22 protein-coding genes and 1 tRNA gene are annotated in these 25,960 nt (G+C 71.9%); 13 read left to right on the top strand and 10 right to left on the bottom strand.

What is annotated here, in order from left to right; genetic code table 11:
* From ACZ6S6_RS05385 to ACZ6S6_RS05355, 7 genes are all read left to right on the top strand, one after another.
* Complete coding sequence (locus ACZ6S6_RS05385) at window positions 1–741, top strand: class I SAM-dependent methyltransferase (RefSeq protein ID WP_362952806.1); 741 nt, start codon at window positions 1–3, stop codon at window positions 739–741.
* 61 nt (window positions 742–802) lie between these two features.
* Window positions 803–1,180, top strand: a complete 378-nt coding sequence (locus ACZ6S6_RS05380; protein WP_362952808.1) for a nuclear transport factor 2 family protein — start codon at window positions 803–805, stop codon at window positions 1,178–1,180.
* A 52-nt stretch (window positions 1,181–1,232) separates the two neighbouring features.
* Complete coding sequence (locus ACZ6S6_RS05375; protein ID WP_469704075.1) at window positions 1,233–2,276, top strand: S66 family peptidase; 1,044 nt, start codon at window positions 1,233–1,235, stop codon at window positions 2,274–2,276.
* Window positions 2,277–2,398: 122 nt separating this feature from the next.
* The gene (locus tag ACZ6S6_RS05370; protein ID WP_469704074.1) at window positions 2,399–3,130 is read left to right on the top strand and encodes a FadR/GntR family transcriptional regulator; all 732 of its coding nucleotides are present in this window, start codon (window positions 2,399–2,401) and stop codon (window positions 3,128–3,130) included.
* 265 nt (window positions 3,131–3,395) lie between these two features.
* Window positions 3,396–4,163: a (Fe-S)-binding protein gene (locus ACZ6S6_RS05365; protein WP_362952814.1), complete on the top strand. Its 768-nt coding sequence runs from the start codon at window positions 3,396–3,398 to the stop codon at window positions 4,161–4,163.
* The gene (locus ACZ6S6_RS05360; RefSeq protein ID WP_362952816.1) at window positions 4,160–5,701 is read left to right on the top strand and encodes a LutB/LldF family L-lactate oxidation iron-sulfur protein; all 1,542 of its coding nucleotides are present in this window, start codon (window positions 4,160–4,162) and stop codon (window positions 5,699–5,701) included. Before ACZ6S6_RS05365 ends, ACZ6S6_RS05360 begins: the two co-directional genes overlap by 4 nt.
* The gene (locus ACZ6S6_RS05355; RefSeq protein ID WP_469704073.1) at window positions 5,698–6,330 is read left to right on the top strand and encodes a LutC/YkgG family protein; all 633 of its coding nucleotides are present in this window, start codon (window positions 5,698–5,700) and stop codon (window positions 6,328–6,330) included. Before ACZ6S6_RS05360 ends, ACZ6S6_RS05355 begins: the two co-directional genes overlap by 4 nt.
* A 45-nt stretch (window positions 6,331–6,375) precedes the next feature.
* On the opposite strand, the gene ACZ6S6_RS05350 is transcribed toward ACZ6S6_RS05355, so the two are convergent.
* The 6 genes from ACZ6S6_RS05350 to ACZ6S6_RS05325 form a co-directional block, all read right to left on the bottom strand.
* Complete coding sequence (locus ACZ6S6_RS05350) at window positions 6,376–8,283, bottom strand: DUF2264 domain-containing protein (protein ID WP_469704072.1); 1,908 nt, start codon at window positions 8,281–8,283, stop codon at window positions 6,376–6,378.
* Window positions 8,280–9,326 carry a hydroxyacid dehydrogenase gene (locus ACZ6S6_RS05345; RefSeq protein ID WP_469704071.1) on the bottom strand — a complete coding sequence of 349 codons (1,047 nt, stop codon included), beginning with the start codon at window positions 9,324–9,326 and terminating at the stop codon, window positions 8,280–8,282. Before ACZ6S6_RS05345 ends, ACZ6S6_RS05350 begins: the two co-directional genes overlap by 4 nt.
* Before the next feature lie 37 nt (window positions 9,327–9,363).
* Complete coding sequence (locus ACZ6S6_RS05340; protein ID WP_362952824.1) at window positions 9,364–10,239, bottom strand: carbohydrate ABC transporter permease; 876 nt, start codon at window positions 10,237–10,239, stop codon at window positions 9,364–9,366.
* A complete protein-coding gene (locus ACZ6S6_RS05335; protein ID WP_469704070.1) occupies window positions 10,236–11,237 on the bottom strand; it encodes a carbohydrate ABC transporter permease in 1,002 nt (333 codons plus the stop codon). Before ACZ6S6_RS05335 ends, ACZ6S6_RS05340 begins: the two co-directional genes overlap by 4 nt.
* 47 nt (window positions 11,238–11,284) lie before the next feature.
* Window positions 11,285–12,643 (bottom strand): ABC transporter substrate-binding protein, encoded by a 1,359-nt coding sequence (locus ACZ6S6_RS05330; RefSeq protein WP_362952828.1) that lies wholly within the window; start codon window positions 12,641–12,643, stop codon window positions 11,285–11,287.
* Window positions 12,644–12,745: 102 nt separating this feature from the next.
* Window positions 12,746–13,909, bottom strand: coding sequence for a substrate-binding domain-containing protein (locus ACZ6S6_RS05325; protein WP_469704069.1), 1,164 nt, complete (start codon window positions 13,907–13,909; stop codon window positions 12,746–12,748).
* Window positions 13,910–14,048: 139 nt separating this feature from the next.
* Here ACZ6S6_RS05325 and ACZ6S6_RS05320 point away from each other — a divergent pair, with 139 nt between their 5' ends.
* Window positions 14,049–14,816: a sulfite exporter TauE/SafE family protein gene (locus tag ACZ6S6_RS05320; protein WP_362952832.1), complete on the top strand. Its 768-nt coding sequence runs from the start codon at window positions 14,049–14,051 to the stop codon at window positions 14,814–14,816.
* Between the two features lie 50 nt (window positions 14,817–14,866).
* On the opposite strand, the gene ACZ6S6_RS05315 is transcribed toward ACZ6S6_RS05320, so the two are convergent.
* Together ACZ6S6_RS05315 and ACZ6S6_RS05310 are read right to left on the bottom strand one after the other, a co-directional pair.
* Window positions 14,867–16,396, bottom strand: a complete 1,530-nt coding sequence (locus ACZ6S6_RS05315; protein WP_469704068.1) for an amino acid permease — start codon at window positions 16,394–16,396, stop codon at window positions 14,867–14,869.
* Between the two features lie 77 nt (window positions 16,397–16,473).
* The gene (locus ACZ6S6_RS05310; protein WP_469704067.1) at window positions 16,474–17,481 is read right to left on the bottom strand and encodes a hypothetical protein; all 1,008 of its coding nucleotides are present in this window, start codon (window positions 17,479–17,481) and stop codon (window positions 16,474–16,476) included.
* A 321-nt stretch (window positions 17,482–17,802) separates the two neighbouring features.
* On the opposite strand from ACZ6S6_RS05310, the gene ACZ6S6_RS05305 reads away from it, so the two are divergent.
* From ACZ6S6_RS05305 to ACZ6S6_RS05295, 3 genes are read left to right on the top strand one after another with little or no spacing between them, the layout of a single operon-like run.
* Window positions 17,803–19,236: an FGGY family carbohydrate kinase gene (locus ACZ6S6_RS05305; RefSeq protein ID WP_469704066.1), complete on the top strand. Its 1,434-nt coding sequence runs from the start codon at window positions 17,803–17,805 to the stop codon at window positions 19,234–19,236.
* Window positions 19,237–19,255: 19 nt separating this feature from the next.
* A complete protein-coding gene (locus ACZ6S6_RS05300) occupies window positions 19,256–20,668 on the top strand; it encodes an FAD-dependent oxidoreductase (RefSeq protein ID WP_469704065.1) in 1,413 nt (470 codons plus the stop codon).
* Window positions 20,665–21,891 (top strand): NAD(P)/FAD-dependent oxidoreductase, encoded by a 1,227-nt coding sequence (locus ACZ6S6_RS05295; RefSeq protein ID WP_362952842.1) that lies wholly within the window; start codon window positions 20,665–20,667, stop codon window positions 21,889–21,891. The genes ACZ6S6_RS05300 and ACZ6S6_RS05295 overlap by 4 nt, the downstream gene beginning before the upstream one ends.
* Window positions 21,892–21,917: 26 nt before the next feature.
* Here ACZ6S6_RS05295 and ACZ6S6_RS05290 read toward each other — a convergent pair whose 3' ends face one another.
* Both ACZ6S6_RS05290 and ACZ6S6_RS05285 read right to left on the bottom strand, forming a co-directional pair.
* Window positions 21,918–22,238, bottom strand: coding sequence for a hypothetical protein (locus tag ACZ6S6_RS05290; protein WP_362952844.1), 321 nt, complete (start codon window positions 22,236–22,238; stop codon window positions 21,918–21,920).
* A 95-nt stretch (window positions 22,239–22,333) separates the two neighbouring features.
* Window positions 22,334–22,915 (bottom strand): DUF309 domain-containing protein, encoded by a 582-nt coding sequence (locus tag ACZ6S6_RS05285; protein WP_469704064.1) that lies wholly within the window; start codon window positions 22,913–22,915, stop codon window positions 22,334–22,336.
* A 109-nt stretch (window positions 22,916–23,024) separates the two neighbouring features.
* Here ACZ6S6_RS05285 and ACZ6S6_RS05280 point away from each other — a divergent pair, with 109 nt between their 5' ends.
* Both ACZ6S6_RS05280 and ACZ6S6_RS05275 read left to right on the top strand, forming a co-directional pair.
* Window positions 23,025–25,658 (top strand): ATP-binding protein, encoded by a 2,634-nt coding sequence (locus ACZ6S6_RS05280; protein WP_469704063.1) that lies wholly within the window; start codon window positions 23,025–23,027, stop codon window positions 25,656–25,658.
* A 49-nt stretch (window positions 25,659–25,707) separates the two neighbouring features.
* Window positions 25,708–25,781: transfer RNA gene (locus ACZ6S6_RS05275), tRNA-Pro, on the top strand.
* Window positions 25,782–25,960 lie beyond the last annotated feature (179 nt).

Genomic DNA, 25,960 nt, shown 5'->3' with positions numbered 1-25,960 from the left:
ATGGAAGCGACTGCTCCAGACCGTCGGTTCGCCGAGGAGTACCGGACCGCCCGGGAGATACCGCGCGACGGACTCACCGCGTGGCGCGCGGCCGTCGCGACCGAGGTGCCACTGGCGCCGGGGGCGGTCGTCCTGGATGTCGGGGCCGGTACGGGGGCCTTCTCGACCGCGTTCGCCGACTGGTTCGGGGTGCGGGTGCTGGCGGTGGAGCCGGCCGCCGCCATGCGCGCGCTGATCCCGCGGACCGCGGACATCGAGGTGCTGGACGGCCGGGCCGAGGCGCTGCCGGTGCCGGACGGATGCGCGGACGCGGCCTGGCTCGGATCGGTCGTCCACCACATCGACGATCTGCCCGCCGCGGCACGGGAGATACGCAGGGCGCTGAAGCCGGGGGCGCCGGTGCTGATCCGCAACTCGTTCCCCGGCCGGTGCACGCGGGACCTGCGGGTGCGGTTCTTCCCCGGGACCGCGCGCATCGTCGACGGCTATCCGACCGTCGAGCAGACCTGCGCGGCGTTCGCCGCAGCCGGCTTCACCCGGGTCGCGCTGCACGCGGTGCCGCAGGAGAGCGCGCCGAGCCTGTCCGGCTTCGCGGACCGGATCCGGCGCGACACCGATGCGAAACTCCGGGCCCTCACGGACGAGGAGTTCGAGTGCGGGATGCGGCGGCTGAGGCGGGCCGCGGCGCAGGAACCGGACCGGCCGGCCGTCAGCTGGATGGACCTGCTGGTGCTGGCCTGACCGCAGGGGAAACGGCCGTGCGGGCCCAGGGGATCGGGACGAAAGGCCCTAGGGTTTCCGTATGAGCGGAAACGATGAGGAGGAGCGGTCCGTGCGGGCCGCGATCGAGGGGGAGCTGCGGCTGCTCGATCCGCGGGTGCGGGCCCGGCCCGACGCGGTGACCGAACTCCTCGACCCGGAGTTCACCGAGTTCGGCGCGTCCGGGCGGCGGTACGACAGGGTGTCGATCCTCGTCGTCACCTCCGCCGACGGCGAGGGCGCCCCCGCCCCGGTCGCCGCCACCGGCATGTCCGGTGTGCTGCTGGCCCCCGGCCTCGTCCATCTGACGTTCACGACGGAGCGCGACGGCCACAGGGTGCGGCGCAATTCGATCTGGCGGCGGACGGGGTCGCGCTGGCGGCTCTACTTCCACCAGGGAACGCCGGTCAACTCCCCTTAGCCCGCACGGATATTCGGCGGACGGCCGGCGACGTGCCGTCTAGGCTCCTCGAATGACGACGCCCGACTATCCCGCCAAGCCCCGGCCCGGTGACCGCGTCGCCGTGCTGTCCCCCTCGTCCGGGCTTCCCGGCATCCTCCCGCTCCCGTACGAGCTGGGACTGCGCAGACTCCGCGAGGAGTTCGGGCTGGAACCGGTGGAGTACCCGTGCACCCGGAAGATGGGCTCCTCGCCCCAGGAGCGGGCCGCCGACATCCACGCGGCCTTCGCCGACCCCGGGATCAAGGCGGTCATCTCCAGCATCGGCGGAGACGACCAGATCACCGTGCTGCCATACCTGGACCGGGAACTGCTGCGGGCCAACCCCAAGCCGTTCTTCGGCTACAGCGACTGCACCAATCTGCTGGTGTTCCTGGAGAGCCTGGGCATCGTCGGCTACCACGGCGGATCGGTGATGGTCGAGCTGGGACGCCCCGGCGCGATGCACCCGCTGACGGCCGACTCGCTGCGGGCGGCGCTCTTCACCCACGAGGACCGTGAGCTCACCCCGGCGAAGGAGACCGGTAGCGTCAATGGCCGCTGGGAGAACCAGCGGACCTTCGACCGCGAACCCGCCATGCTGCCCGCCGATGACTGGATCTGGCACAACGCCGACCGGGTGGTCGAGGGCGCGAGCTGGGGCGGCAATCTGGAGATCCTGTCCTGGCTGCTGATGGCGGACCGGGAGATCCGGCCCGCGGCCGAGTACGCGGGCCGGGTGCTGTTCCTTGAGACGTCGGAGGAGATGCCAGGTGCCGACGTGGTGTACCAGATCCTGCGGAACATGGGGGAGCGCGGACTCCTGAAGCAGTTCCCCGCACTGCTGATGGCGCGGGCGAAGAACTGGTCCTTCGGGAGTCCGCTGGGAGCCGAGGAGGGGGAGGAGTACCGCGCGCTGCAACGGCGGGCGGTCCTGCGGGCGTTGGCGGAGTACGCACCCGAGACCATGGCCGTCCTCGATGTCGACCTGGGCCACACGGACCCTCAGCTGATCATTCCCTACGGCGGCCGGGTGCGGGTGGACGGTGTGGCCCGCCGCATCGTCGTGACGTACTGAGGGACGCCCGGAGGGGGCGGCACTCGTTCTGGTCCGACCACATGTCCTGTGTGACATAGTTGGAGATTCGGACAAGAGCGGCCGGCCCGGTGAACGGCTCCGGCCGCGGCAGGGGGTGACGGATGCCCGTCGAATGGCAGCCCGTACGGCAGTCGCGCACGCATGAGCTGGTGCTCCAGAGCATCGAGCAGCGGGTGTTCGCCGGCGAGCTCAAGGCCGGCGACCGGCTGCCGCCCGAGCGGGAGCTCGCCCCGGTCCTGGGCGTGAGCCGGTCCGCGCTGCGCGAGGCGCTGCGGGTACTGGAGACCATCGGCGTCCTGGTCGCCCAGCCGGGCCGGGGTCCGGACGCCGGGGCGCGGATCGTCCGTAACCCCGAAGGCGCCCTCGGCCGGCTGCTCAGGCTCCACTTCGCCCTGGGCAGTTACAGCCTGGAGGACGTGCTGGAGGCGCGCGTGGTCCTGGAGCGGTCCAGCTTCGAGGCCGCCGCGCGGCACGCCTCCGCGGCCGATCTGGACGAGGCCGAGGCGCTGGTCGTACGGATGGGGGAGCCGGATGTCGACGTGCCGGAGTTCAACGACCTGGACACCCGGTTCCACGTCAGGATCGCCCGCGGCTCCGGCAACGAGCTGACCTCCACGCTCACCTCCGCGGTGCGGGAGTCGGTCCGGCCGCTGATCCTGCGCGCCCTGGAAGCGGCGGAGGACTGGCCGGCCACGGCCGCCGCGCTCAACGCCGACCACGTCGAGCTGCTGCGCCTGGTGCGCGCGGGCGAGGGGGCGCGGGCGGCCGATGTCGTCGAGGCGCACATCCGTGGGCTGCACGGCACGCTGGTCGACGAGAAGCCCACCGACTGACCCCTGCCTCTGACTCCTCACTCCCTGGCCCCTGACCCGAGCCGTCGCGATGCCCCCCCCCGGGGGCGCCGCGGCGGCTTTCGCGTGGGCCGGTGCGAGCGGAGATCAGCCGTTCGCGCGGGTTGACCTCTTATCGGTTCCGGCTTGAGGATAGTATGGTCGGACCATAAATCGAGCGGTACCTCACGCACCACATCACAGAACAAGCGCCACGCACCGAGCACCACGCACCGCACATCACGCCGAGAAACGATCGGGGAGACCCATGCGCATCGGACTCTTCGCCACCTGTCTGGGAGACACGCTCTTCCCCGAGGCGGTGAAATCCACCGCGGTGCTGCTGGCCCGCCTGGGGCACGACGTGGTGTTCCCGCCGGGGCAGACCTGCTGCGGCCAGATGCACGTCAACACCGGCTACCAGCGCGAACCCGTCCCGCTGGTACGCAATTTCGCCGAGCAGTTCGGTGACGCCTCCATCGAGGCCGTCGTCATGCCGTCCGGATCGTGTGCCGGCTCGGTCCGCCATCAGCACGAGATCATCGCCGAACGGTACGGCGACGCGGCGCTGCGCTCGGGTGTCGCCACCGTCAAGGCGAAGACGTACGAGCTGTCGGAGTTCCTCGTCGACGTGCTGGACGCCACCGACGTCGGCGCGTACTTCCCGCACCGGGTCACGTACCACCCCACCTGTCACTCCCTGCGCATGCTCAGGGTCGGTGAGAAGCCGCTGCGGCTGCTGCGGGCCGTTGACTCGATCGACCTGGTCGAGCTGCCCGAGGCCGACGCCTGCTGCGGATTCGGCGGCACCTTCGCCCTGAAGAACGCCGACACGTCGGCCGCGATGCTCCAGGACAAGATGCGCAACATCGCCACCACCGGGGCCGATGTGTGCACCGCCGGCGACTCGTCCTGTCTGATGCACATCGGCGGCGGACTCTCCCGGATCAGCTCCGGCACCCGCACCCTGCACCTGGCGCAGATCCTCTCCGCCACCCGCACCTCGCCGCATCTCCCGATGGAGGCCGCCCGATGAGCAGCACCTTTCTCGGCATGCCCGCGACACCGCCCCGCTCCCCGTACGGGACGGGCAATCTCCGCGGCGACCGCACGTTCCCCGCGGCGGCCCACGACGACCTGGGCAACGAACAGCTGCGCCGCAACCTCGGCCGCGCCACCCACACCATCCGCGCCAAACGCCTCAACGTCACCGGCGAGCTGCCCGACTGGGAGGAGCTGCGCGACGCGGGCGCGGCCATCAAGACCGACACCATGAACCGGCTCCCCGAACTCCTCGAGGAGCTGGAGCGCAAGGTCACCGAACGCGGCGGCACCGTCCACTGGGCACGGGACGGCGCCGAGGCCAACGAGATCGTCGCGCGGCTGGTCAAGGAGACCGGGAGCGAGGAGGTCATCAAGGTCAAGTCGATGGCCACCCAGGAGATCGGTCTCAACGAGCACCTCGAATCCATCGGCATCACCCCGTACGAGACGGACCTCGCCGAGCTCATCGTGCAGCTCGCCCACGACAAGCCCTCGCACATCCTGGTGCCCGCGATCCACCGCAACCGCGACGAGATCCGGGAGATCTTCCTCAAGGAGATCCCGGGCGTCGACCCGTCCCTGGACAACGTCCCCGCGCATCTCGCCGCCGCGGCCCGCGCCTATCTGCGCGAGAAGTTCATGACGACGAAGGTGGCCGTCTCCGGAGCCAACTTCGGTATCGCCGAGACCGGCACCCTGTCCGTCGTCGAGTCGGAGGGCAACGGGCGGATGTGCCTGACCCTGCCCGACACCCTGATCACCGTGATGGGCATCGAGAAGGTGCTGCCGCGCTACCAGGACCTGGAGGTCTTCCTGCAACTGCTGCCGCGCTCCTCCACCGGCGAGCGGATGAACCCGTACACCTCGATGTGGACCGGGGTCACCCCCGGCGACGGGCCGCAGACCTTCCACCTGGTGCTCCTCGACAACGGGCGCACCGCCGCCCTCGCGGACCGGATCGGCCGCGAGGCGCTCAACTGCATCCGCTGCTCGGCCTGCCTCAACGTGTGCCCGGTGTACGAACGCGCCGGCGGCCACGCCTACGGATCGACCTACCCCGGGCCGATCGGCGCCGTCCTCACTCCGCAGCTCGCCGGTATGCACGCCGCCAAGGACGACCCCAACAGCTCGCTGCCGTACGCCTCCAGCCTCTGCGGGGCCTGTTTCGACGCCTGCCCGGTCAAGATCGACATCCCGTCGCTGCTGGTCGAGCTGCGCCACCAGCACACCGAGCAGTCCGGCACCACGGCCGAGAAGCTCGCCATGAAGGCGGCGGCCGGAGTGATGAGCAAGCCGAAGCTCTTCACCGCCGCGCAGAAGGCTTCGGGGCTCGGCCGTGTCATCGCCGGGCGGGACAAGAAGATCTCCCACCTGCCGCCGCCGTTCAACGGCTGGAGCGACAGCCGGGACACCCCGGCCCCGCCCAAGCAGACCTTCCGCTCCTGGCTGGCCTCGGCCGAGGGCACGGCGACGATGCGCGCTGCCGCCGACGAACACGCGCGCGACCAGCAGCAGGAGGAGGAGAAGTGACGACCGCTCGCGAAACGGTGCTCGGCCGCGTCCGGGACGCCCTGGCCCTAGCGCCCGCCGCCGACACCCCGGTCCCGCGCGCCTACCGCACCGGCCGGACCCTCCCCGACGCGGAGCGCCTGGCCCTGTTCACCGACCGGCTCGTCGACTACAAGGCCCAGGTCCACCCCTGCACCGCCGACCGGACCGCCGAGGTCGTCGCCCAGGTGCTCCGGGAGCGGGGCGCCCGCCGGATCGGGGTACCCGCCGGACTCGACCCGCGGTGGCTCACCGCCCACGACGGCGAGGTCCAGCAGGACTCCGCCGATATTCCGGCACCGCGCCTCGACGCCCTCGACGGTGTCGTCACGGCCTCGGCCGTCAGCTGCGCCGAGACCGGCACGATCTTCCTGGACGGATCGCCCGACCAGGGGCGCCGCGCGCTGTCCCTGGTGCCCGATCTCCATGTCTGCGTCGTCGATCTGTCGACCGTGCAGGTGGGCGTCCCGGAGGCGGTGGCCCGGCTGGTGCCCGAGCGGCCGACGACGCTGATCAGCGGACCGTCGGCCACCTCGGACATCGAGCTGGAACGGGTGGAGGGCGTACACGGCCCCCGCACCCTGGCGGTCGTGATCCGCACGGACGTATGAGGAGGCGGGGGTGCGCTGCCGCGTACCCCCGCCCCGGTCCCGGCCTCAGCCGTGCTCGACCGTCACCGCCGCCGGCCCGAATCCGATACGGGTCGTCGCCGCGTCCTCGGCCCAGCACACCTCGACCGTGTCCCCCTCGGCGTTCACTCCGCTCACCACCGCGTCGAGCGCGGCCGCGCCGGGCTCCGCGGTGAGCGAGGCGAGCGCGACCAGCACCACCGTGCCCTCCGCGTCCGCGCCCAGCCGGGGCAGCACCGTCCAGGGCGTGTACGCCGTGCCCTGCGGGGCCCGCACCTCGTCCCGTGACTCCCAGCCGTGCAGACCGTGCAGGGCCGACACGACCGCGGAACCGGGACCGGTCGCCCAGCCCGTCTGCTCCACCCGGGCGCCGGACGGAGCGCCCAGCACCCGGTGCACCCGCAGTTCGTACCGGCCGCGGACCACGGTCACGCTCTCCACCCGCAGCCCCGGCACCATCGGTGCGCCGCCGGTGAACACCGGCCGGTGCCAGGAGGCGGCCCAGCCCCAGCCGTCGCCGCCGCCCGCGCCGAGCGGACGGATGGCACGGCGGCCGCTGCGGGCCCCGTCGACGACGACGGCGAGGTGGTTGTCGGCGGCGTTCCCCCGCCCGGTCGGGCCGGTGACCGTCGAGTACGACTGACGGCTGTACAGCGGATCGTCCTGCACCGTCGACTCGCCCTCGTGCGGCCGGACATGGTCGCTGCCGTGGTTGTGCAGCCGGACTATCCCGTCCGCCCGGGTGGACTGGACGAGCAGTCCAGGCGCGGGCAGCGCGAGGACCCGGTCGGGCCCCTCGCTCGGGGCGGGCTCCTCGGTGGCCGTCCACAGCGGGTGGTCCGCCGGGGCGAGCAGCGAGACGAAGGCCTTGGACGCCCAGTAGGGGGAGGCCGGGCCCGAGTAGGGCTGGAGCGTCGCGTCGTGCGGCCCGTGCCAGCCCAGGCTCAGCAGCCCGTCGGTGCCGGTCGCGCCGCGGTCCAGGAAGTAGCGCAGCGCCCCGCTGATCACCCGCCGGGACGCGCCCGGCGCGAGCGGGGTGTGCCCGGTCAGCGCGCCGAGCCCGACCGCTGAACCGGCCGCGAACCGGTAGGACAGCGAACGGCCGAAGTGGATCGGCGCCCCGTCCCCGCCGAACATCAGCGAGAGGCTCTCCAGGTGCTCGCGCAGCCGCGCCCCGTAGTGCGCGGTCAGCTCGGAGTCACCCGACAGATGGGCGTCCAGCACCGGGTAGAGGTGCAGCGCCCAGCCGTTGTAGTGGTCGAAGGCCCGGCCGTCGCCGTCCGCGTACCAGCCCTGCCCCCGGTACCAGCCCTCCAGCAGGTCGAGCGCCCGCTCACGCGCACGGGCCGTCTCCGCGTCGCCGCGCCCCACCGACTCCAGGAATCCGGCCACCGAGTAGGGGAACAGGTACCAGTTGTTCGGTGCGGGGGTGTGCCGCAGGGCGCCGCGCAGCCACTCCTCGGCGCGGTCCTGCACCGCCGGGTCCAGCCGGTCCCAGAGCCACGGCCGGGTGAGCCGCAGCCCGATGGCGACCGAGGCGGACTCCACCATGGGCTGGCCGAACACGGAGTGGTCGCGGATCAGCGGCCAGGACTCGGCGTCGTCCCGGCCCGGCGTACGGGTACCGGCCGCGAGCCCGTCCGCGTACCGGTCGAGCCAGCCGTGCGGGTCCTTGCCGCCCGCGCCCGCGACCCGGAACGCGGCGGCGAGGAAGGTGCGCGCGTAGCCCTCCAGGCCGTCGGAGCGGACCCCGGACGCGGAGGGGCGTCCCGGCAGGTCGAGCAGCGCGCTGCCAGGGGTGGCCCACCGCCAGGCGGCCGTCAGCAGTCCGTCCGCCGCCGCCTCCCAGTGCGCGCGGGTGTAGCCGGTGACCGGGCTCGTCGACCGGTCGTCGGCGGGGAGCTCCAGGGGGGAGTTCGGGTGCGGTCGGTTCATGCGAGGAATGCCAGCCTTTCGCGTTGTACGGGATGGGCGAATCCGTCGCCCGCGGCCCAGCGTTCGCTCTCGCCCACGGCCAGGTCGACGAGCCGCCGCCACTCGTTGCCCTGGGAGCCCGCGAGGTGCGGGGTGATCAGGGCGTTCTCGCACTCCCACAGGGGGTGGCCGGCCGGCAGCGTGTCGGGGTCGGTGACGTCGAGGACCGCCCGGATGCGCTTGCGCCGCAGGACGTCGGTCAGCGCGTCCTGGTCGACGACGGCGCCGCGCGAGGTGTTGAGGAGCACGCCGTCCGGGCGCATGGACATCAGCAGTTCACGGCTGACGAGTCCGTGGGTGGCGGGCAGCAGCGGGGTGTGGACGCTCACCACGTCGCTCCGCGCGAACAGTTCACCGAGCCCTACCGGCCGGACACCGAGCGACTCCGCCTCCGCGTCGCAGACGTACGGGTCGTGCAGCAGCACCCGCAGGTCGTAGGGGCGCAGGAGTTCGATGACCCGCCGGCCGATGAGCGATGCGGACAGGATGCCCACGGTCCGGCCGTAGTTGCCCACCTCCGGGGAGGTGGCCAGCCAGTTGTCGCGGTGGCGTTCGGCCCGGTAGTCGCGGGCCCGTTCCAGGGCCCGTTTCCCGGAGAGCAGGATCATCGCGACGGTGTACTCGGCGACCGGGAGGGCGTTGGCGGCGGCGGCCGACGACACCTCGATGCCGCGCTCCCAGCAGGCCTCGGTGATGTGCCCGCGGATGCTTCCGGCCGTGTGCACGACGGCGCGCAGCCGGGGCGCGGCGGCCAGTGCCGCTCCGTCCAGGGGCGGGCAGCCCCAGCCGGTGACCAGCAGTTCCGTGTCCGCGAGCACGGTGCGGGCCCGGTCGGTGGTGAAGTCGTCGAGCACGGGCAGCGGTGCGAGGTCGCACACCTGCGAGAGCGCGTCCAGCGAAGGGGCGTCCAGCAGGGCGGCCGCGGCATCCGGCTTCATCGCGACGGCGGCACGCGGCCGGCGCCGCGCGGCAGGGGTGGTGGGGGTGGGGGTGGTGCTGGGCATCTTTCTCCTGGTACGGGGATGGGTTGCGGTGGTCCGGCTACTTGACGGCGCCCGCGGTGAGCCCCGACTTCCAGAAGCGCTGGAGCAGCGCGAAGGCGAGGATCAGCGGCAGGACGGCGAGCAGCGAACCCATGATCACCACGGGGTAGTACTCGGGCGAGACGGTGGCGGAGCTGTTCCAGGTGTACAGACCGAGGCTGACCGGATACAGATGCTGGTCGGAGAGCATCACCATGGGCAGGAAGAAGTTGTTCCAGATGGCCGTGAGCTGGAAGAGGAACACGGTGACCAGACCCGGCCCGAGCATCCGCAGCGCGACCCGGAAGTACGTGGTCAGTTCGCCGGCCCCGTCCACCCGGGCCGCTTCGAGCACCTCGTTCGGTACGTAGCCCTGGCTGAATATCCGGCCGAGGTACACGCCGAAGGGGTTGAAGAGCACCGGGATGAAGACCGACCAGAAGGTGTTCACCAGACCGGTGCCGGACGCCATCAGATAGAGCGGCAGTGCCAGTACGGTCTGCGGCACCATCACCGCCGCGAGGACCAGACCGAACAGCTTCTCCTTGTGCGCGAAGCGGTACTTGTCGAAGGCGTAGCCGCAGGCGATGCTGATCAGCGCGCCGAGTGCCGCGCCGAGGACCGCGTACAGCAGGCTGTTGCCGTACCACCGCGTGTACAGCCCGCCGTCCATCGCGAACAGGTCCTTGAGGTTCCGCGCGAAGGAGAAGTGGTCGAGCGAGAGCACATTGCTGCCGAACAGCGCGTCCCGGTCCTTCGAAGCGGCGAGCACCAGCCACAGCACCGGCAGCAGTGTGTACAGCACGCAGATGCCGACGACCAGGTTGACGACGGAGCGGCCCAGGAGGCGGGGCCGCAGGGTGGCGGCGGTGCGGGCGGGACTCGTCGCGCTCATCGGGCGTCCTCCTCGGGGGCGTTGGCACGGTTGGTCCAGCGGGTCACGCCGTAGGAGAGCGCGATCGTGCAGACCAGCAGGACGACGGAGGCCGCGGCGGCGAGGCCGTAGTTGTTACGGGTGAACGCGGCGTCGTAGATGTACATGCTGGGCGAGAAGCGCGAGCTGATCATCGGCGTCGCCTGGCTCAGCAGCATCGGTTCGGTGAACAGCTGCAGCGCGAAGATCAGGGTGAACATCGCGACCATCACGACCGAGGAACGCACCAGGGGCGTCTTGATCTGGAGGGCGGTGCGGACCGGTCCGGCGCCGTCGACGACGGATGCCTCGATGACCTCGCGCGGCACGGCCTGCAGAGCGGCGTAGAAGACCACCATGTTGTAGCCGAGGTTGCTCCACAGCGCGATGTTCACGATCGAGGGCACCACCGTGTGCACCCCGAGGAAGTTGATCGTGATGTCCGCCTTGCCGAGCAGGTCGATCACCGGGCTCAGCCCCGGTGTGTAGAGGTAGAGCCAGATGACGGCGGCGATGATGCCGGGCACGGCGTGCGGCAGGAAGAGCGCGAGCTGGGCCCAGGAGCGCAGTCGCACCACTCCGGAGTCCAGCAGCAGCGCCAGCGCGAGCGCGCCGATCACCATCAGCGGTATGTAGATCAGGCAGTACAGGACGACGGTGCCCAGGCCGCTGAGGAAGGTCGGGTCGGTCAGTACGGCGGTGTAGCTGCGCAGTCCGACGAAGACGGTGCGCTCCGGGCCGAAGCCGAGCCCCGGCTGGTCGTCACTGAAGAAGCTGAGCCAGACGGCGGTGGCGACCGGGATCAGGAAGACCGTCACCAGGAGGATGAAGAAGGGCGTCATCAGGGCGCCGGCCGCGCCGAGTTCGCGGCGCCTGGCGGACTTGCGGGGGGTGCCCGGGGGTGTGGTGGGTTTCGGCGACGCGACGCAACCGGTCGCGTCCACGGGGGCGGAAGCCGGCGTCGTGAGCGGGCTGGTCATCGGTGTCACCTGCCTCTCTGCTGCTGGGAACGGGGACGCACTGCGGCTCAGCTGCTGTGCTCGGTGGTGGACAGGCCCAGCGCCCTGAGGTCGGGCATGGTGCCCTGCTGGGCCGCGCGCACGGATTCGAGCAACGAGCCCTGGCCGCCGCTGACCCGGGCGAAGCCGTCCTGCATGACTTTCAGGGTGGCGGTCATCCGGGGCCCCCAGGTCCAGCCGTCCCGGATCTTGTGCGCCTCCTGCTCGAACAGGGTGTAGATGTCCTGGCCGCTGTAGTAGCCGCGGTCGAAGGCCTTGCGGTAGACGGCGACGAGGCCGGGGACGGCCGGGTACTGGCTGCTGGCCCCGCTGGAGAGCCTGGCGCGCAGTGCGTCGGGGTGCGAGACCTGCCACTCGATGAACTCCAGCGCGGCTTCCGGGTGCCTGCTGCTCCTGGTGACCGCCAAGGTGGATCCGCCGTGAGTGCCGAGCGCGGCACCGGCGGGGTCCCACTGGGGGAGCGGTGCGATGGCCCACTTGCCCTTCTGGCCGGGCAGGGCGTTCATCTGCGCCCCGGCGTCCCAGGCGCCGCTGAGCCGGACCAGCACCTGGCCGTTGCTGACCTGGGCGTCGTACTGCCTGCTGTCCACGGGCGTCATGAAGACCAGGTCCTGGTCGATCAGCCGCTGCCAGTACGCCGCCACGCGGCGGCTCGGCTCGTCGGTGAGCGAGACGTTCCAGGCGCCGTCGCCGGTGTCGAACCACTGGCCACCGGCCTGCCAGGCGAAACCGGCGAACTGGGGCGCGCCGTCCGTGGCGAAGGCCGCCAGCCGCCGGCCGGGCGCCTTGTCGCGCACCGTACGGGCCGTGTCCTCGAACTCGTCCCAGGTGCGCGGGACCTCGATGCCGTACTCGTCGAAGAGGTCGGTGCGGTAGTGCATCACCATCGGTTCGACGTCGAGCGGAATGCTGAAGACGCGCTTCTCGAAGGTGGTCAGCCCCAGGGCCTGCGGCAGCAGTCCGGCCCGCAGACCGTCGCTCATCAGGTCCGTGAGTTCCAGGGTGACCCCGTCGATGGCGAAGCCGGGGATCTGGGGGTACTCGATCGTCGCGACGTCGGGGGCGTTGTCGGCCCGGGAGGCGTTGCTGAGTTTCGCGTATCCGCCCTGGCCCCCGGTGGGGATCTGCTGGAAGTCGACCTGGACGGTGCTGTGCGTCCGGTTGAACGCGTCCACCACTTCCTGGCTCCCGCGCAGGGCGGACCAGAAGGTGATGTGCGTGGCGTTGCGGCCCTTGCTGCTGACGGTGCTGGTCCTGCTCGTGCTCCCCGATCCCGATGTCCCGCCGCCGCAGGCGCTCAGTGCGCCCGTCAGCGGCAGTGCGGCGATCGTGGCGAGCACGGAACGACGGCTGTGTCGACCGGGCATGGGTGCCTCCCGCGGCTCCTGAATGAAGACACGGGGAATCCTGATCGGCTGATCGGAGACGGTCAATAGATCGCTCAGAAGAAAATTTAAGCGGTCAAACGATCAGTCCGCGGCGGGAGTGACCGCCCGCGCCGATCCACGTACCTTCAACTCGGGCAGCAACTGCGTCCGGCGCACCGGGCCGGCCGCCCCGGCCGCTGCGGAGAGCCGGTGGAGCAGCAGTTCGGCGGCCGCCCTGCCGATCTCCGCCTTCGGTGGCGCCACCGCGGTCAGCGGGGTGCTGCCCAGCGCCGCGACCACATCGTCGTACGCCACCACCGAGCAGTCCCGGGGCACCTGCACACCGCTCTCGGCCAGGCGTTGCACCAGCATCAGCGCATCGACATCGCCGTGCAGCACCGCCGCCGTGGCGCCGCGCTCGCGCAGCAGCGCGGCGAGGTCGAGATCCGGCGCGTGGGCACCGCTCACGGACGGGGCGCCGGGACCGGACCCCGACTCGTCAGGGCCCGGTCCCGGCACCGCGTCCGGCGAACTCAGCACCACCGTCCAGTCCTCCACCTCGGGCCGGCCGGCCGCGATTTCGGCGAACGCGGCACGTACGGTGCGTGCCGTCGGGCTGTCGTCACGGGCGGCCAGCACGATCCGGCGGTGGCCCAGCGCCACCATGTGCTCCACGGCGAGGTGCGTCCCGTACCAGTGGTCCGAGCAGACGGAGTCCAGGGCGTGCAGGGCGCTGCCCGGCCGGGGCCGCCGCTCCATCAGGACGGTCGGCACCTCCACGTCCGCCAGCCAGCCGTAGTCCTGTTCCTCGGAGAGCGCGTTGCGCCATCGCGGGGCGATCAGCAGCCCGCGCGCCCCGTCCGCCAGCGCCCGCTCCACCAGCGGCCGCTCGGCACCGGCCGACTGCGGTGCGATGTGCAGCGCGATACGGATCCCGGCCTCCTCCAGCACGCTGCGGGCGCCGTGCAGCGTCTCGTACAGGTACGAATGCCGCTCCGGCACGACCAGGGCGACCGCGCCGCCCTCACCGGCCGGCTCACCTTCCCGCGCGGCCGGCACGGCGGCGGTTCCGGCCGGATCCCGCAGCGGCCTGGCCACGCCGTGACCGCGCCGCAGCCGCCCGGCCCTGGTCAGCTCCTCGACATCGCGCCGCACCGTGACCACCGAGACGTCCAGTTCGGCGGCGAGCACGCTGACCTTGACCGCGCCCCGCGACTCCACCACCGCCATGATCCGCTGACGCCTGAGTTCAACCGGCTCCCGCATGCTGCTGGCCCCCTCGCCGTACCGCTGCGCGTTGTGCGTTTGAACGCTTCGTGTGAGCGCTTGGAGCGCAGCATAGCCATGCGGGTTCCCCGGCTGGGTGAAGGCCGGAAAGCATGGCAGATTACGATCTGTTCCTGGCATGGACACTCTCACCCTGTGGCAACTGGCGGCACTGGCCGCGGCATCCACGCTCGTCGGCTTCTCCAAGACGGCCGTCAGCGGTGCCAACACGATCAGCCTCGCGGTCTTCGCGGCGGTGCTCCCCGCTCGCGAGTCCACCGGAGTGCTGCTCCCGATCCTCATCGCCGGTGACGTGCTCGCCGTACTCACCTACCGCCGCCACGCGCACTGGCCGACGCTGCTGCGGCTCTTTCCCGCCGTCGCCGTCGGCGTGGTGGCGGGCACGCTGTTCATGATGTGGGCCGGCGACGCCGCCGTACGGACCTCGATCGGCGCGATCCTCCTCTTCATGGCGGGCGTCACGCTCTGGCGGCGCCGCACCGCGGCCGGGAGCGCGGAGCCGTCGGCGGACGCGGGCCCGCCGGCCGCGGCCGAACGGCTCAAGGCCCGCTCGTACGGGGTGCTCGGCGGCTTCACCACCATGGTCGCCAACGCGGGCGGCCCCGTCATGTCGCTTTATCTGCTCTCCGCCGGGTTCCGCAAGCTCGGCTTCCTCGGCACCTCGGCGTGGTTCTTCCTGATCGTCAACACGTCCAAGGTGCCTTTCAGCGTGGGCCTCGGGCTGATCGACGCGCGGTCGCTGCTGCTCGACGCCTGCATGCTGCTGTTCGTGCTCCCCGGCGCCTGGATCGGCCGCAAGTGCGTGGACCGCATCAACCAGACGCTCTTCGAACGCCTCGTCATCGGGGCGACCGTGCTGGGCGGTCTCCAACTGCTGCTGAACTGAGGGCGGCCCTCCCGGATCGCGGTGATCCGGAAGGGCCGGCGGCCGGTGGATCAGATGATGCCTTCCTCGATCTCCGCCTGCTCACGGGCGTTGCCGTACGCCGACGGCGTGCTGTACGAACGCCGCGCGACGAACCACCACACGGTGGCCAGCACCAGCACGGCGACCAGCGCGATCGACGCGTAGTTCATCGAGTCGATCGTCACCGGCGACGACTGCGGCAGCAGGAACAGCACGGTCACGATGGAGACCCACACCACGGCGATCCAGCCGACCGGCTTCGACCAGCGGCCCAGGTGCCAAGGCCCGCGCTCGAAACGGTCACCGGCACGCAGCTTCAGGAAGATCGGGATCGCGTAGGCGGGCGTGATGCCGATGACGTTGATCGCGGTCACCGCACCGTACGCGGTCGCGGAGTACAGCGACGGAACGGCGAGCAGTCCGGCGACGACGACCGACAGCCACACCGCGTTGACCGGCGTCTGCGTACGGGCGCTCACCTTGCGCCACAGCGCGGAGCCCGGCAGCGCGTTGTCCCGGCTGAAGGCGAACACCATCCGGCTGGCGGCGGCGACCTCGGCGTTGCCGCAGAACAGCTGCGCCGCGATCACGATGAGCAGCATGGCCGTGGCACCCGAGGTGCCCAGCGCGTCGATCAGGATCTGGGCCGGCGGTACTCCGGTGGCGCTGTCCTGGGTGCCCGCGTAGTCCTGGATCGCGAAGGTCAGCCCGGCGAGCAGCACGAAGCCGGCTACCCAGGAGACCCAGATGGCACGGACGATGCCGCGGGGCGCCGAGACCGAGGCGTCCGAGGTCTCCTCCGACAGGTGGGCGGAGGCGTCGTAGCCGCAGAACGTGTACTGGGCCAGCAGCAGGCCGATCGCGGCCACGTAGAGCGGGTTCTCCCAGCCGGTGTCATTGACGAACTCGGTGAAGACGAACGACGGCGACTGGTGGTGCGCGGGGACGATGGCCAGCACGGAGACGATCACCGCGACGCCGGCCAGGTGCCACCACACGCTGACCGAGTTGAGCACGCTGACGAGCCGGACACCGAAGAGGTTCAGCACCGCGTGCAGCAGCAGGATGCACAGGAAAATGACCATGGTCCTGCCCGGGGTGGGGGTGAATCCCCACTGCAGGTTCATCAGGGCGCCGGTGAACAGCGCGGCACCGTAGTCAATACCGGCGATCGCACCGAGCAGCCCGAGCAGATTCAGCCAGCCGGTGTACCAGCCCCACTTGCGGCCGCCGAGCCGGTCCGCCATGTAGTAGAGCGCCCCGGACGTCGGGTACGCGCTGGTGACCTCGGCGAGCGCCATGCCCACGCAGAGCACGAACAGGCCGACGCCGGCCCAGCCCCACAGCATCACCGCGGGCCCGCCGGTCGACATACCGAATCCGTACAGGGTCATGCAGCCGGAGAGGATCGAGATGACGGAGAAGCTGATGGCGAAGTTGCCGAAGCCGCCCATCCGCCGCGCGAGCACCGGCTGGTAGCCGAGCTCGCGAAGCCGCTGCTCATCGTCCCTCGGCGCGTTGGCCTCGGAACCCGTGTGGTTCGAGGTGGATATGGACATGGGGGACCTCCGTGAGCGGTGTTCTTGCTGGGGACAGGGACGGGCGGCGCGGGGGAGAGGTCGGTGCGGGTTCCGGCTCAGCCGTGCGGTCCCCTGCCGGGGTCGCGGGCCGCGGCCAGGGCGCGGCTGCGGGCGCGCAGGAACACTTCCTCGGCGCCGCCGGGTTCCTTGGGCGTACGGGTGCGGTACGCCCAGGGCAGCGAGGTGAAATAGGGGCCGAGCTCCTTGAACACCGGTGCCGCGTCGGCGAACTGGAGCGCGCCCCACAGCGCGTGCGCCAGATAGCTGAGGTCGAGCAGGGTGTGGCTGGGCGCGGACGTGCGAAGGAACCAGATGTTCAGAGCGCGGACGGCGTCGCGCTCTGCGTCCTCGGTGACCCAGTGCAGGTCCAGAGCCTTCTCATGGCCGCGTTCGCGGCGGTAGCGCTCGACCCGCACGTACAGCGGAAGCACATGCAGGGCGGACCCCTCGGGCGCCGATGAGGCCGCCCACTGAACGAAGTTGACCGCTTCGGAGAGGGCGCCACCGGCCTTGCGCGCATAGACGAACTGCAGCATCCGGTGGTAGGCCTCGCGGTTGAACGGATCGCGCTTGTCCGCCTCCGCCAGCAGACCCCACGGTCCCGGAAAGAGCATGGGCCCCGGCGGATGCAGCCGGTGCTCCTCCAGCCGCTGGCGTTCGTCCAGCTGGGAGAGGGCCAGCAGGCACACCCAGGGCACCGGGTCCGCGGGCGAGGCGTGGGCGGCCGAGCGGCACGCCTCCCAGGCCTGCTGCCACAGCTCCTGCGCCCGGCGGTGCCCCTCGCGGTGGGCGCGGACGGCCCGCTCCACGACGACCCGGGCGTGCATCACGGCGGCCGCGACGCTCCGGGGCTCCTCGGCCAGCCAGGCCTGTACCGCGTCCGAACCCGCGGCGACCGCTCCGAGCACCTGGGTGCGCTGGGTCCACCGGGCCCAGTCCGGGGTGTTCTCCAGCAGATTGCGCATGGAGAGCCAGCGGCCTGTCCGTAAGTCCTGTAACACGGAACGGAGTTCGTTGTCGTGGCCGGCCGGATGGTAAACCGGCCGGAAATCACTGTTGGCCATGGATGCCCTCTGGGCATGGTGTCGGTCTCATCGATCCTCAAGGACGTGGGGGGTGAAGTAGCTGTTGAAATATGAACTGCTGTAAAGCGTCCGGTTGTTGCTCGGCGGTGAGTGTAGAGCCCGTTGCGTCGAAGCCCCGAATGATTCGTGGATCTTATTCAAGTCACTTGAGCAAACGGGAAGTTGAGCGTTGAAGGAGGGTTCCGGAGATAGCCTTTACGGGTGCTTGACGTAGCCGCTGGGCTGCACCACTCTTGGTTCCCGCAACCGAAGATCACGATTCCGTTCAAGCGCCGGAGCTTGCGTATCACTGGGGAGCCGATGACAGGTCCGGTACTCGCTGTGGACCAGGGGACCTCCGGAACGAAGGCGCTGGTGATCTGCCCGGAGCGCGGCGTGATCGGTTCCGGTTCGGCTCCGGTACGCCCCCGGTTCGGTCCCGGCGGAGTGGTCGAGGCCGACCCCGCCGAGCTGTACGGGTCGGTCGTCGAGGCCGGAAAGCGGGCCCTGGCCCAAGCGGGCGAACCGGTGGCCGCGGTCGGTCTCGCCAATCAGGGCGAGACCGTGCTCGCCTGGGATCCGGACACCGGAAGACCGCTCACCGACGCAATCGTCTGGCAGGACCGGCGGGCCGCCCAGTTGTGTGCCGAACTCGCCGAACACGAAGAAGAGTTGAAACAACTCACCGGACTGCCCGTCGACCCCTATTTCGCCGCCCCGAAGATGGCCTGGATTCGCCGCGAACTGACCCGCGAGGGAGTCGTCACCACCAGCGACTCCTGGCTGGTCCACCGGCTCACCGGTGCGTTCGTCACGGACGCGGCGACGGCCGGGCGCACCCAGCTGCTCGATCTCGACCGGGTCGGCTGGTCACCCGCCGCCCTGGACATCTTCGGCCTGGGCGGCGAACGCCTGCCTTCGGTGGTCGACGCCGCCGGAGTGTTCGGAACGACGACCGCGTTCGGGGGCGAGCTCCCGCTGACCGGCCTCCTCGTCGACCAGCAGGCCGCCCTGCTGGCACAGAGCGCGCTGGAACCCGGCACCGCCAAGTGCACCTACGGCACCGGTGCGTTCCTCCTGGCCCAGACCGGCCCGGCGCCGCGCCGCAGCTCCACCGGACTCGTCAGCTGCGTGGCCTGGCGGCTCGGCGGACAGACCAGCTACTGCCTGGACGGACAGGTCTACACGGCGGCCTCCGCGGTGCGCTGGCTCACCGACCTCAAGGTGATCTCCGGAGCCGCCGACCTCGACCCGGTCGGCGGCTCCGTCCCCGACTCCGGGGGCGTCACCTTCGTACCGGCGCTCGCCGGGCTCGCCGCCCCCTGGTGGCGCGGCGACCTGCGCGGATCGGTGACCGGACTGAGCCTGGACACCACCGCCGGCCATCTGGTGCGGGCCCTGTGCGAGGGCATCGCCGCACAGGTCGTCGAGCTGGCCGAAGCGGTGGCGGCCGATCTGGGAGCGCGGCCCGGCGTGCTGCGCGTCGACGGCGGGCTGACCCGCTCCGCGCTGCTCATGCAGACCCAGGCCGACCTGCTGCAACGGCCCGTCGAGGTGTCCGCGCTGCCCGACGTCACCGCGCTCGGCGTGGGAGCCGTGGCCCGGCTCGGCCTCGACCCGGGTCTCTCGCTCCGGCAGGCCGTGCCCCACTGGGAACCGGCCGCGGTGTACGAGCCGAGGATCGGTCCCGACGAGGCGGCCGAGCGCCTCGCCGGATTCCGCGTTGCCGTCGACACCCTCCTGGAGCGGTCGTGACCACTGCCGGGAGCGGCCGGTGACCCGCACCGTCACGACGGCCGGGCAGCCGCTGCCCGACGGCCCGCCCTACGACGTCACGGTCATCGGCGCCGGAGTCGTCGGCACCGCGATCGCCCGCGAGCTGGCCCGCCACCGTGTCCGCACCGCCCTCGTCGAGGCCTCGGACGACATCGGCAACGGCACGTCCAAGGCCAACACCGCGATCCTGCACACCGGGTTCGACGCCGTGCCCGGTTCGCTGGAGGCCCGGCTGGTACGTGAGGGGCAGCGCAGACTCGCCGGGTACGCCGCCGAGACCGGCATCCCCGTCGAACGTGTCGGCGCCCTCCTCGTGGCCTGGGACAGCGAACAACTCGACGTGCTCCCCGCCCTGTTGGCGAAGGCCGAGGCCAACGGCTACCACGCGGCACGGCTCCTGGACGCGGACCGCCTCGCCGAGCTCGAACCCCACCTGGGGCCCGGCGCCCTCGGCGCACTGGAGATTCCCGACGAGTCCGTCATCTGTCCCTGGACCACCCCGCTCGCCTTCGCCACCCAGGCAGTCCTGGCCGGCGTCCATCTGCACCTGGACTGCCGCGTCACGGGCATCGACCCCGGCACCGGCATCCACACGCTGACCACCACCCGCGGCCCGCTCCGCACCCGCCGGCTGATCAACGCCGCCGGACTGCACGCCGACGAGATCGACCGGCTGCTCGGGCACGACGCCTTCACCGTCACACCGCGCCGCGGACAGCTCATCGTGTACGACAAACTCGCCCGCGAGCTCGTCCGCCACATCCTGCTCCCCGTCCCCACCACGGCGGGCAAGGGCGTCCTGGTGGCGCCCACCGTCTTCGGCAACGTGCTGCTCGGCCCGACCGCCGAGGACCTCGACGACAAGGCCGCCACCGAGTCGACCGAGGACGCGATCGCGCTGCTGCGGGAGAAGGGCCGCCGGATCCTGCCGCGGCTGACCGACGAGGAGGTCACCGCCGTCTACGCGGGGCTGCGGGCGGCCACCGGACACGAGGACTACCGCATCAAGGAGTACCCGGACCGGCGCTACATCGCCGTGGGCGGCATCCGGTCCACCGGGCTGACCGCCTCCATGGCCATCGCCGCACACGTCACCGCCCTTCTCGCCCGGACCGGACTAGACCTGGGCGACCCGGCCGAACTGCCGCCCGTCACCATGCCAGGCCTCGGCGAGACGAGCGACCGCCCCTACCTGAACGCCGGACTCATCGCCCGGGACCCCGCCTACGGCACCGTGGTCTGCCACTGCGAACGCGTCACCGCGGGCGAGATCCGCGACGCGCTGGACTCCGTGCTCCCGCCGCGCTCGGCCCAAGGGCTGGCGCGCAGGACGCGGGCCGGCAACGGGCGCTGCCAGGGCTTCCACTGCGGGGCCGGACTCCGCGCACTGATCGAGGGGACGCGGACATGACCCGCCGCGAGCGTACGGTCGACGTGCTGGTCGTCGGCGCGGGCCCCGCCGGACTCGGCGCGGCGGCCGGACTCGCCGCCTCCGGGGCGCGGGTGGAGGTCCTGGAGCGCGAGCAGAGCGCCGGCGGCATCCCGCGCCACTGCCACCACGGTGGCTTCGGCGGCCGCCGCGACACCGGCGGCACGAGCGGGCCCGAGTACGCCCTGCGGTGCACGGCCGCCGCCGAACGGGCCGGCGCCACCCTGCGCACCGGCATCACCGTCACGGGCTGGGCCGGACCGCGCACCCTCGACGCCACCGGACCTGGCGGACTGGAACGGATCACCGCCCGCGCCGTCGTCCTCGCCACCGGCGCCCGGGAACGCCCCCGCAGCGCCCGGCTCGTCCCCGGCACCCGCCCCGCCGGCGTCTACACCACCGGGGAACTCCAGCGGGCCGTCCACCTCCACCACCAGCACATCGGTACACGAGCGGTGGTCGTCGGCGCCGAACCCGTCGCCCACACGGCGGCCGACACCCTGCGCGCCGCCGGAGTGGAGGTGGCCGCCCTGGTGACCGGCGATCCGCCCGTACCTCTCGCCGTGCTGCGCCGGGGCCCCGGCGCCCCGGTACTCAGCCGCACCACCGTGACCGGACTGACCGGGCGCGGGCGGCTCACCGGCGTCACGGTGCGCCACCACGACGGCCGGACCGCGACGCTGCGCTGCGACACCGTGGTCTTCACGGGTGACTGGATCCCCGACCACGAACTCGCCCGACGAGGCGGGATCGCCCTGGACCCCGGCACCCGCGGCCCCGCCCACGACGCCTCGTACCGCACCGGCGAGCAGGGCGTCTTCGCCGTCGGCAATCTGCTGCACGCCGTGGAGAGCGCGGGCACCGCGGCGGCCGAGGGGCGGGCCGCCGCCGCCCCCGTACTGCGCCACCTCGCCACCGGGTCCTGGCCCGCCGGCCGTACGGCGCTCACGGTCGAGGCCCCGCTGACGTGGATCGCGCCCAATCTCATCGGCCCCGACGGAGAGCGGCCACTGAACAACCGCTTCGTCCTGCGCACCGAGCGGCGGCTGACCGCCCCGCTGCTCGTGGTCCGTCAGAACGGGCGGCTGCTGCACCGGCGACGGCTGCTGCTGCCCGCCCGGCCCGGCCTCCCCTTCCAGCTGTCCGCCGACTGGCTGGACCGGGCGGATCCGCACGGCGACACCGTACGGATCTCCGTGCGCTGACCGCGCAGGGGCCGGCGCCGCTCACGTCAGGGAATCAGCAGCCAGTCCGAACCGATCGCCGCCACCAGTCCGATGCCCAGCAGCCAACTGCCCAGCCTGGTCCGGCCGTTCCTGCTCAGCTCGATCACGATCCCGCACAGGATCAGCGCCAGCCCGTACACCCCGACCACCAGCACGGAGGACCGGCTCGCGATCCGCAGCCCCAGGACGACCGCCATCGCGGCCATGCCGACGGAGGACAGAACGATGCGCAGCCGTCTCGCCTGGCGCGGCGTCAGCCGCCGCTCCTCGGCCTCGGGTGCGGGTATCGGGGTGTCCACGGCCTGGTCCTGGTCAGAAGTGCTCATGACGCGGGATGGTAATAGCTTCGCGCGGCCCTGTTCGCCGCTCTCGGTCAAGGGGGAGGGGAAGGACGAGGCTCCGCCGCCCGCCGCCGTCCGGCCTACCGGCGCCCGGCCCGCAGGCGCGGCGCCTCGGCAGCGGCGTCGACGGGCTCCGCGCCCGGCTCCTCCACCCGCCCCGCCAGCTCGCGCGCCCAGCCGACCAGCGCACCGACACCGATCCCGTGCGCCGGGGAGCCGCCGGAGCCACCGGAGCCGCCGGAGTGCCCCGACGCGGCGGCGTCGGACGGGCTCGCGCCCCCGGACGCCCCGGCAGCACCGTGCTCGGTGAACTCCGCGAGCGCGACCGCGCCCCGTCGCAGCAGCCGCGCCCCGCCCGTCACATTGCCCCGGGCGGCATGGGTCAGCCCGACAGCCAGCTGGGCCAGCCCGCGCCACAAATCCCGTTCCGCCGCGGGGCCCGACTTCCACGCGTCCTCGAAGACCTCATGGGCATGGAACGGCATCCCGGCGTCCAGCAGCCGCTGCGCCTCCCGGACGGTCTCCTCCGGGGTACGGACCACCCCCTCGGGCTGCCGCTCCACCCCCGGCGAGCCGTACGGCAAGGGGCGCCCCAGCCCGTCACGGGGGCGCGCGTTGTGCGCCCGGCCTTCGGTGTCGCGGTCCCTGCGAGTCTCGTCCACCCCTCGATTGTGCCCCGCACCTGCGGCGAACTCCCTCAAGCACTGTTGGTGAGCACCCGCGCACGACTATTCTCGACAGTTGTCCGTACCACTTTGGGGGAGGGTAGGCATGAAACCGTCCCGGCCGCTGTACGAGCGCGAACCGGAACTGGCCGCCGCCGCGCAAGCCGTCGACGCACTCTGCGGCGCGCAGGCATCCGGCGGGTTACTGATCTTCAGCGGTGAAGCAGGCATCGGCAAGACAGCACTGCTGGCCGAGATCCAGGCGATGGCGGCAGACCGGTGCACCGTCTGGTCCGCACGTGGCGGCGAGACCGTCACCTCCGTACCGTTCCACGTCGTACGCCAACTGCTGCAGCCCGAACTGGAACAGCTCCCCACCGACGACGTACGTGCCCTGTTCGGCTCCTGGTACGAGATCGCCGCGCCCGCCCTGGGACTCGCCGAACCGACCGGCCCGCAGCCCGATCCGCAGGGTGTGCGCGACGGTCTCGACTGGGTCGTCTCACGGCTCGCCTCCCGGCTGAGCCACCGCCCACTGCTGCTCCTCATCGACGACGCGCACTGGGCCGACGGCGAGTCCCTCGCCTGGCTGGCCTCGTTCACCGCCCGGCTCGGTGAACTGCGGGTCCTGGTCGTCCAGGCGCACCGCCCGGAGGAGCTCGCCGCCAGGGAAGCGGCGCGCACCGCCGCGGGCGGCCATCCGGCACAGGTGCGGGTCGCCCTGCGGGCCCTCACCCCGGACGCCACCGCGGAACTGGTCCGCGCGGGCCTCGGCGAACATGCCGACGACCCGTTCTGCCGCGAGGTCTGGGCCGTCACCGGCGGCAACCCGTACGAGGCGGTCGAACTCGTCGCCAAGGTCCAGGACCGCGAGCTGGCCCCGCTGGAGGAGTCCGCCGGGCTGCTGCGCGAACTCGGTGCGTCGGCCCGCGGCAGCGGACTCGTCGCCCGGCTCGAACGGCTCGGCACCAATGCCAACCGGTTCGCCTGGGCCGCCGCTGTGCTGGGCACCGACATCTCCCAGGACCTCGCCGCCACCCTGGCCGGAATGAGCCCCGCGGAGGCGGCGGACTGCACGGCCCGGCTGCGCGAGGCCCGTATCGTCAGCGGCTTCGACCCGCTGGAGTTCGTGCACCCGCTGATCGCCACCGCCGTGTACCGCTCGATTCCGCCGGCCACCCGCACCGCCATGCACGGCAGGGCCGCCTGGGCGATCACCCGGGCCGGTCTCGGCCCCGCCGCGGCCTCCCGGCATCTGCTCGAAGTCCATCCGGACGACGACCAGGAGCTGGTCGAGCAACTGCGGGCAGCGGCCAACCAGCACCTCGCGGTCGGCGCTCCCGAGGCGGCCCGCCGCTGTCTGGAACGGGCCCTTCAGGAACCGCCGCGCCACGATGTGCGCGCCACCCTGCTCTACGAACTGGGCTGTGCCACGCTGCTCAGCTCACCGCCCACCACGGTGCGGCATCTGCGGGCCGCGCTCGGCCTTCCCGGTCTCGCCGACGACCTGCGGGTCGACGCCACCTTCCGGCTCGCCGCCGCGCTGTCCCACAACAACCAGCTGAAGGAGGCGGCGCTCGCCCTCGCGGCGGAGGCCGAGCGCACCGCGCCCGGCCCCGGTCTGATGCGACTGCAGGCCGCTCACTTCCTCTGGGAGGGCATGCAGGCGACCGAGGAGGACGGTCCGGGCCGCTCCCGCAGGCTCGCCGCGAACGCCGACCACCTCACCGGCCGGGACAACGCCGAGCGGGCCCTGCTCACCCTGCGCGCCTTCGACGCCATGCTGCGCGGCGAGAACTCCCAGCTGATCGTGGACCTCTGCGAACGCGCCCTGGTCAACGGCCATCCCGCCCGCGGTCTCGGCTGGACCGATACGGAATGGGGCTTCGAACTCCCCACTCTGCTCGGCATCACCTACGCCTTCACCGACCGGCTCGACCGCGCCGAGGAACTCTTCGGCGAAGCGGTGCGCGCCTTCGAGATCTCCGGCTGGAGCGGCGCCCACCTGGCCTTCGCCCATACGCTCCTCGGCCTGGTCAACCGCCGTCGCGGCCGCCTCGCCGAGGCGGAGGGCTTCCTGCGCGAGGGCCTGCGCCTCGCCGACCGGGTCGGCAGCGGACTGCCCGTCCACTGGGACGCCGCCTGCCTGCTCATCGACACACTGCTGGCCCGCGGCCGTGTCACCGAGGCCCGCAAGATCGCCGACCAGTACGACTTCGGGCTGCCCTACCCCAGCGCCATGGTCCTCCCCGACGCCCCGTGCGTACGGGGCCGCCTGCTGCTCGCCGAAGGCCGTATGAAGGAAGCCGTCACCGAACTGGAAGCCGCCGGCCAGGCCCTCGAACCGCGCGGCAGGTTCAACGGCATCTGGGCCCCCTGGGCCGGCGACCTGGCACGCGCGCTGGCCGACGAGGACCCGGCCCGCGCCGCCCGGATCGCCAACTGGGCCCGGGTGCGCGCCGAGCGCTTCGGAACGGAGACCGCGATCGGTGAGGCACTGCGCTGCGTCTCGCTCTTCGCCCCTGCGGAGGAGGCCGAACGCCTGCTCGGTGAGGCGGTCCGTCATCTGGAGGCATCCCCCTCCGGCTACGAGTTCGCGGTCGCCCTCGTCGAGCACGGCATCGCGACCCGCTCCCCGAGAGAACTCGCGCGGGCGCACAAGCTGGCCACGGCCTGCGGTGCGGAATCCCTGGCGACCCGCGCCCAGCAGGCACGGGCGTCGATCCGGTCCACCGAGTGAGGTAATGTTTGTCCTGCGCAGCCACCCGGGGACACCGGGGGATTCGCAGCGGGACGTGGCGCAGCTTGGTAGCGCACTTGACTGGGGGTCAAGGGGTCGCAGGTTCAAATCCTGTCGTCCCGACTCGAGAGAGTCGAGGTCAGGGCCGGTTTCGGGGCAATCCGAAACCGGCCCTTGATCGTTTCTGGGGACCAGTTGGGGACCGGCGCCCTTGACCGAGATCCGCGGGTCATGACGATCGGGCTCGGCAGTGAGCGCGGTGCGGGCTCTATCGGGCCGCAGAGTGGAGTCAGTTCTCACCT

The organism is Streptomyces sp. NPDC048671, from assembly GCF_055587045.1.
Note: the sequence above shows the minus strand (reverse complement) of the source record. Positions and strands in the feature narration are given on the sequence as shown.

Excerpts from the sequence above, each read along its gene's own strand:
- ACZ6S6_RS05350 (WP_469704072.1), bottom strand. The coding sequence starts at position 8,283 with ATGAACCGACCGCACCCGAACTCCCCCCTGGAGCTCCCCGCCGACGAC.
- ACZ6S6_RS05290 (WP_362952844.1), bottom strand. The coding sequence starts at position 22,238 with ATGAGCACTTCTGACCAGGACCAGGCCGTGGACACCCCGATACCCGCA.
- ACZ6S6_RS05305 (WP_469704066.1), top strand. The coding sequence starts at position 17,803 with ATGACAGGTCCGGTACTCGCTGTGGACCAGGGGACCTCCGGAACGAAG.
- ACZ6S6_RS05295 (WP_362952842.1), top strand. The coding sequence starts at position 20,665 with ATGACCCGCCGCGAGCGTACGGTCGACGTGCTGGTCGTCGGCGCGGGC.
- ACZ6S6_RS05325 (WP_469704069.1), bottom strand. The coding sequence starts at position 13,909 with ATGCGGGAGCCGGTTGAACTCAGGCGTCAGCGGATCATGGCGGTGGTG.
- ACZ6S6_RS05380 (WP_362952808.1), top strand. The coding sequence starts at position 803 with ATGAGCGGAAACGATGAGGAGGAGCGGTCCGTGCGGGCCGCGATCGAG.
- ACZ6S6_RS05345 (WP_469704071.1), bottom strand. The coding sequence starts at position 9,326 with ATGCCCAGCACCACCCCCACCCCCACCACCCCTGCCGCGCGGCGCCGG.
- ACZ6S6_RS05310 (WP_469704067.1), bottom strand. The coding sequence starts at position 17,481 with ATGGCCAACAGTGATTTCCGGCCGGTTTACCATCCGGCCGGCCACGAC.
- ACZ6S6_RS05360 (WP_362952816.1), top strand. The coding sequence starts at position 4,160 with ATGAGCAGCACCTTTCTCGGCATGCCCGCGACACCGCCCCGCTCCCCG.
- ACZ6S6_RS05335 (WP_469704070.1), bottom strand. The coding sequence starts at position 11,237 with ATGACCAGCCCGCTCACGACGCCGGCTTCCGCCCCCGTGGACGCGACC.
- ACZ6S6_RS05320 (WP_362952832.1), top strand. The coding sequence starts at position 14,049 with ATGGACACTCTCACCCTGTGGCAACTGGCGGCACTGGCCGCGGCATCC.
- ACZ6S6_RS05340 (WP_362952824.1), bottom strand. The coding sequence starts at position 10,239 with ATGAGCGCGACGAGTCCCGCCCGCACCGCCGCCACCCTGCGGCCCCGC.
- ACZ6S6_RS05315 (WP_469704068.1), bottom strand. The coding sequence starts at position 16,396 with ATGTCCATATCCACCTCGAACCACACGGGTTCCGAGGCCAACGCGCCG.
- ACZ6S6_RS05330 (WP_362952828.1), bottom strand. The coding sequence starts at position 12,643 with ATGCCCGGTCGACACAGCCGTCGTTCCGTGCTCGCCACGATCGCCGCA.
- ACZ6S6_RS05365 (WP_362952814.1), top strand. The coding sequence starts at position 3,396 with ATGCGCATCGGACTCTTCGCCACCTGTCTGGGAGACACGCTCTTCCCC.
- ACZ6S6_RS05375 (WP_469704075.1), top strand. The coding sequence starts at position 1,233 with ATGACGACGCCCGACTATCCCGCCAAGCCCCGGCCCGGTGACCGCGTC.
- ACZ6S6_RS05370 (WP_469704074.1), top strand. The coding sequence starts at position 2,399 with ATGCCCGTCGAATGGCAGCCCGTACGGCAGTCGCGCACGCATGAGCTG.
- ACZ6S6_RS05280 (WP_469704063.1), top strand. The coding sequence starts at position 23,025 with ATGAAACCGTCCCGGCCGCTGTACGAGCGCGAACCGGAACTGGCCGCC.
- ACZ6S6_RS05385 (WP_362952806.1), top strand. The coding sequence starts at position 1 with ATGGAAGCGACTGCTCCAGACCGTCGGTTCGCCGAGGAGTACCGGACC.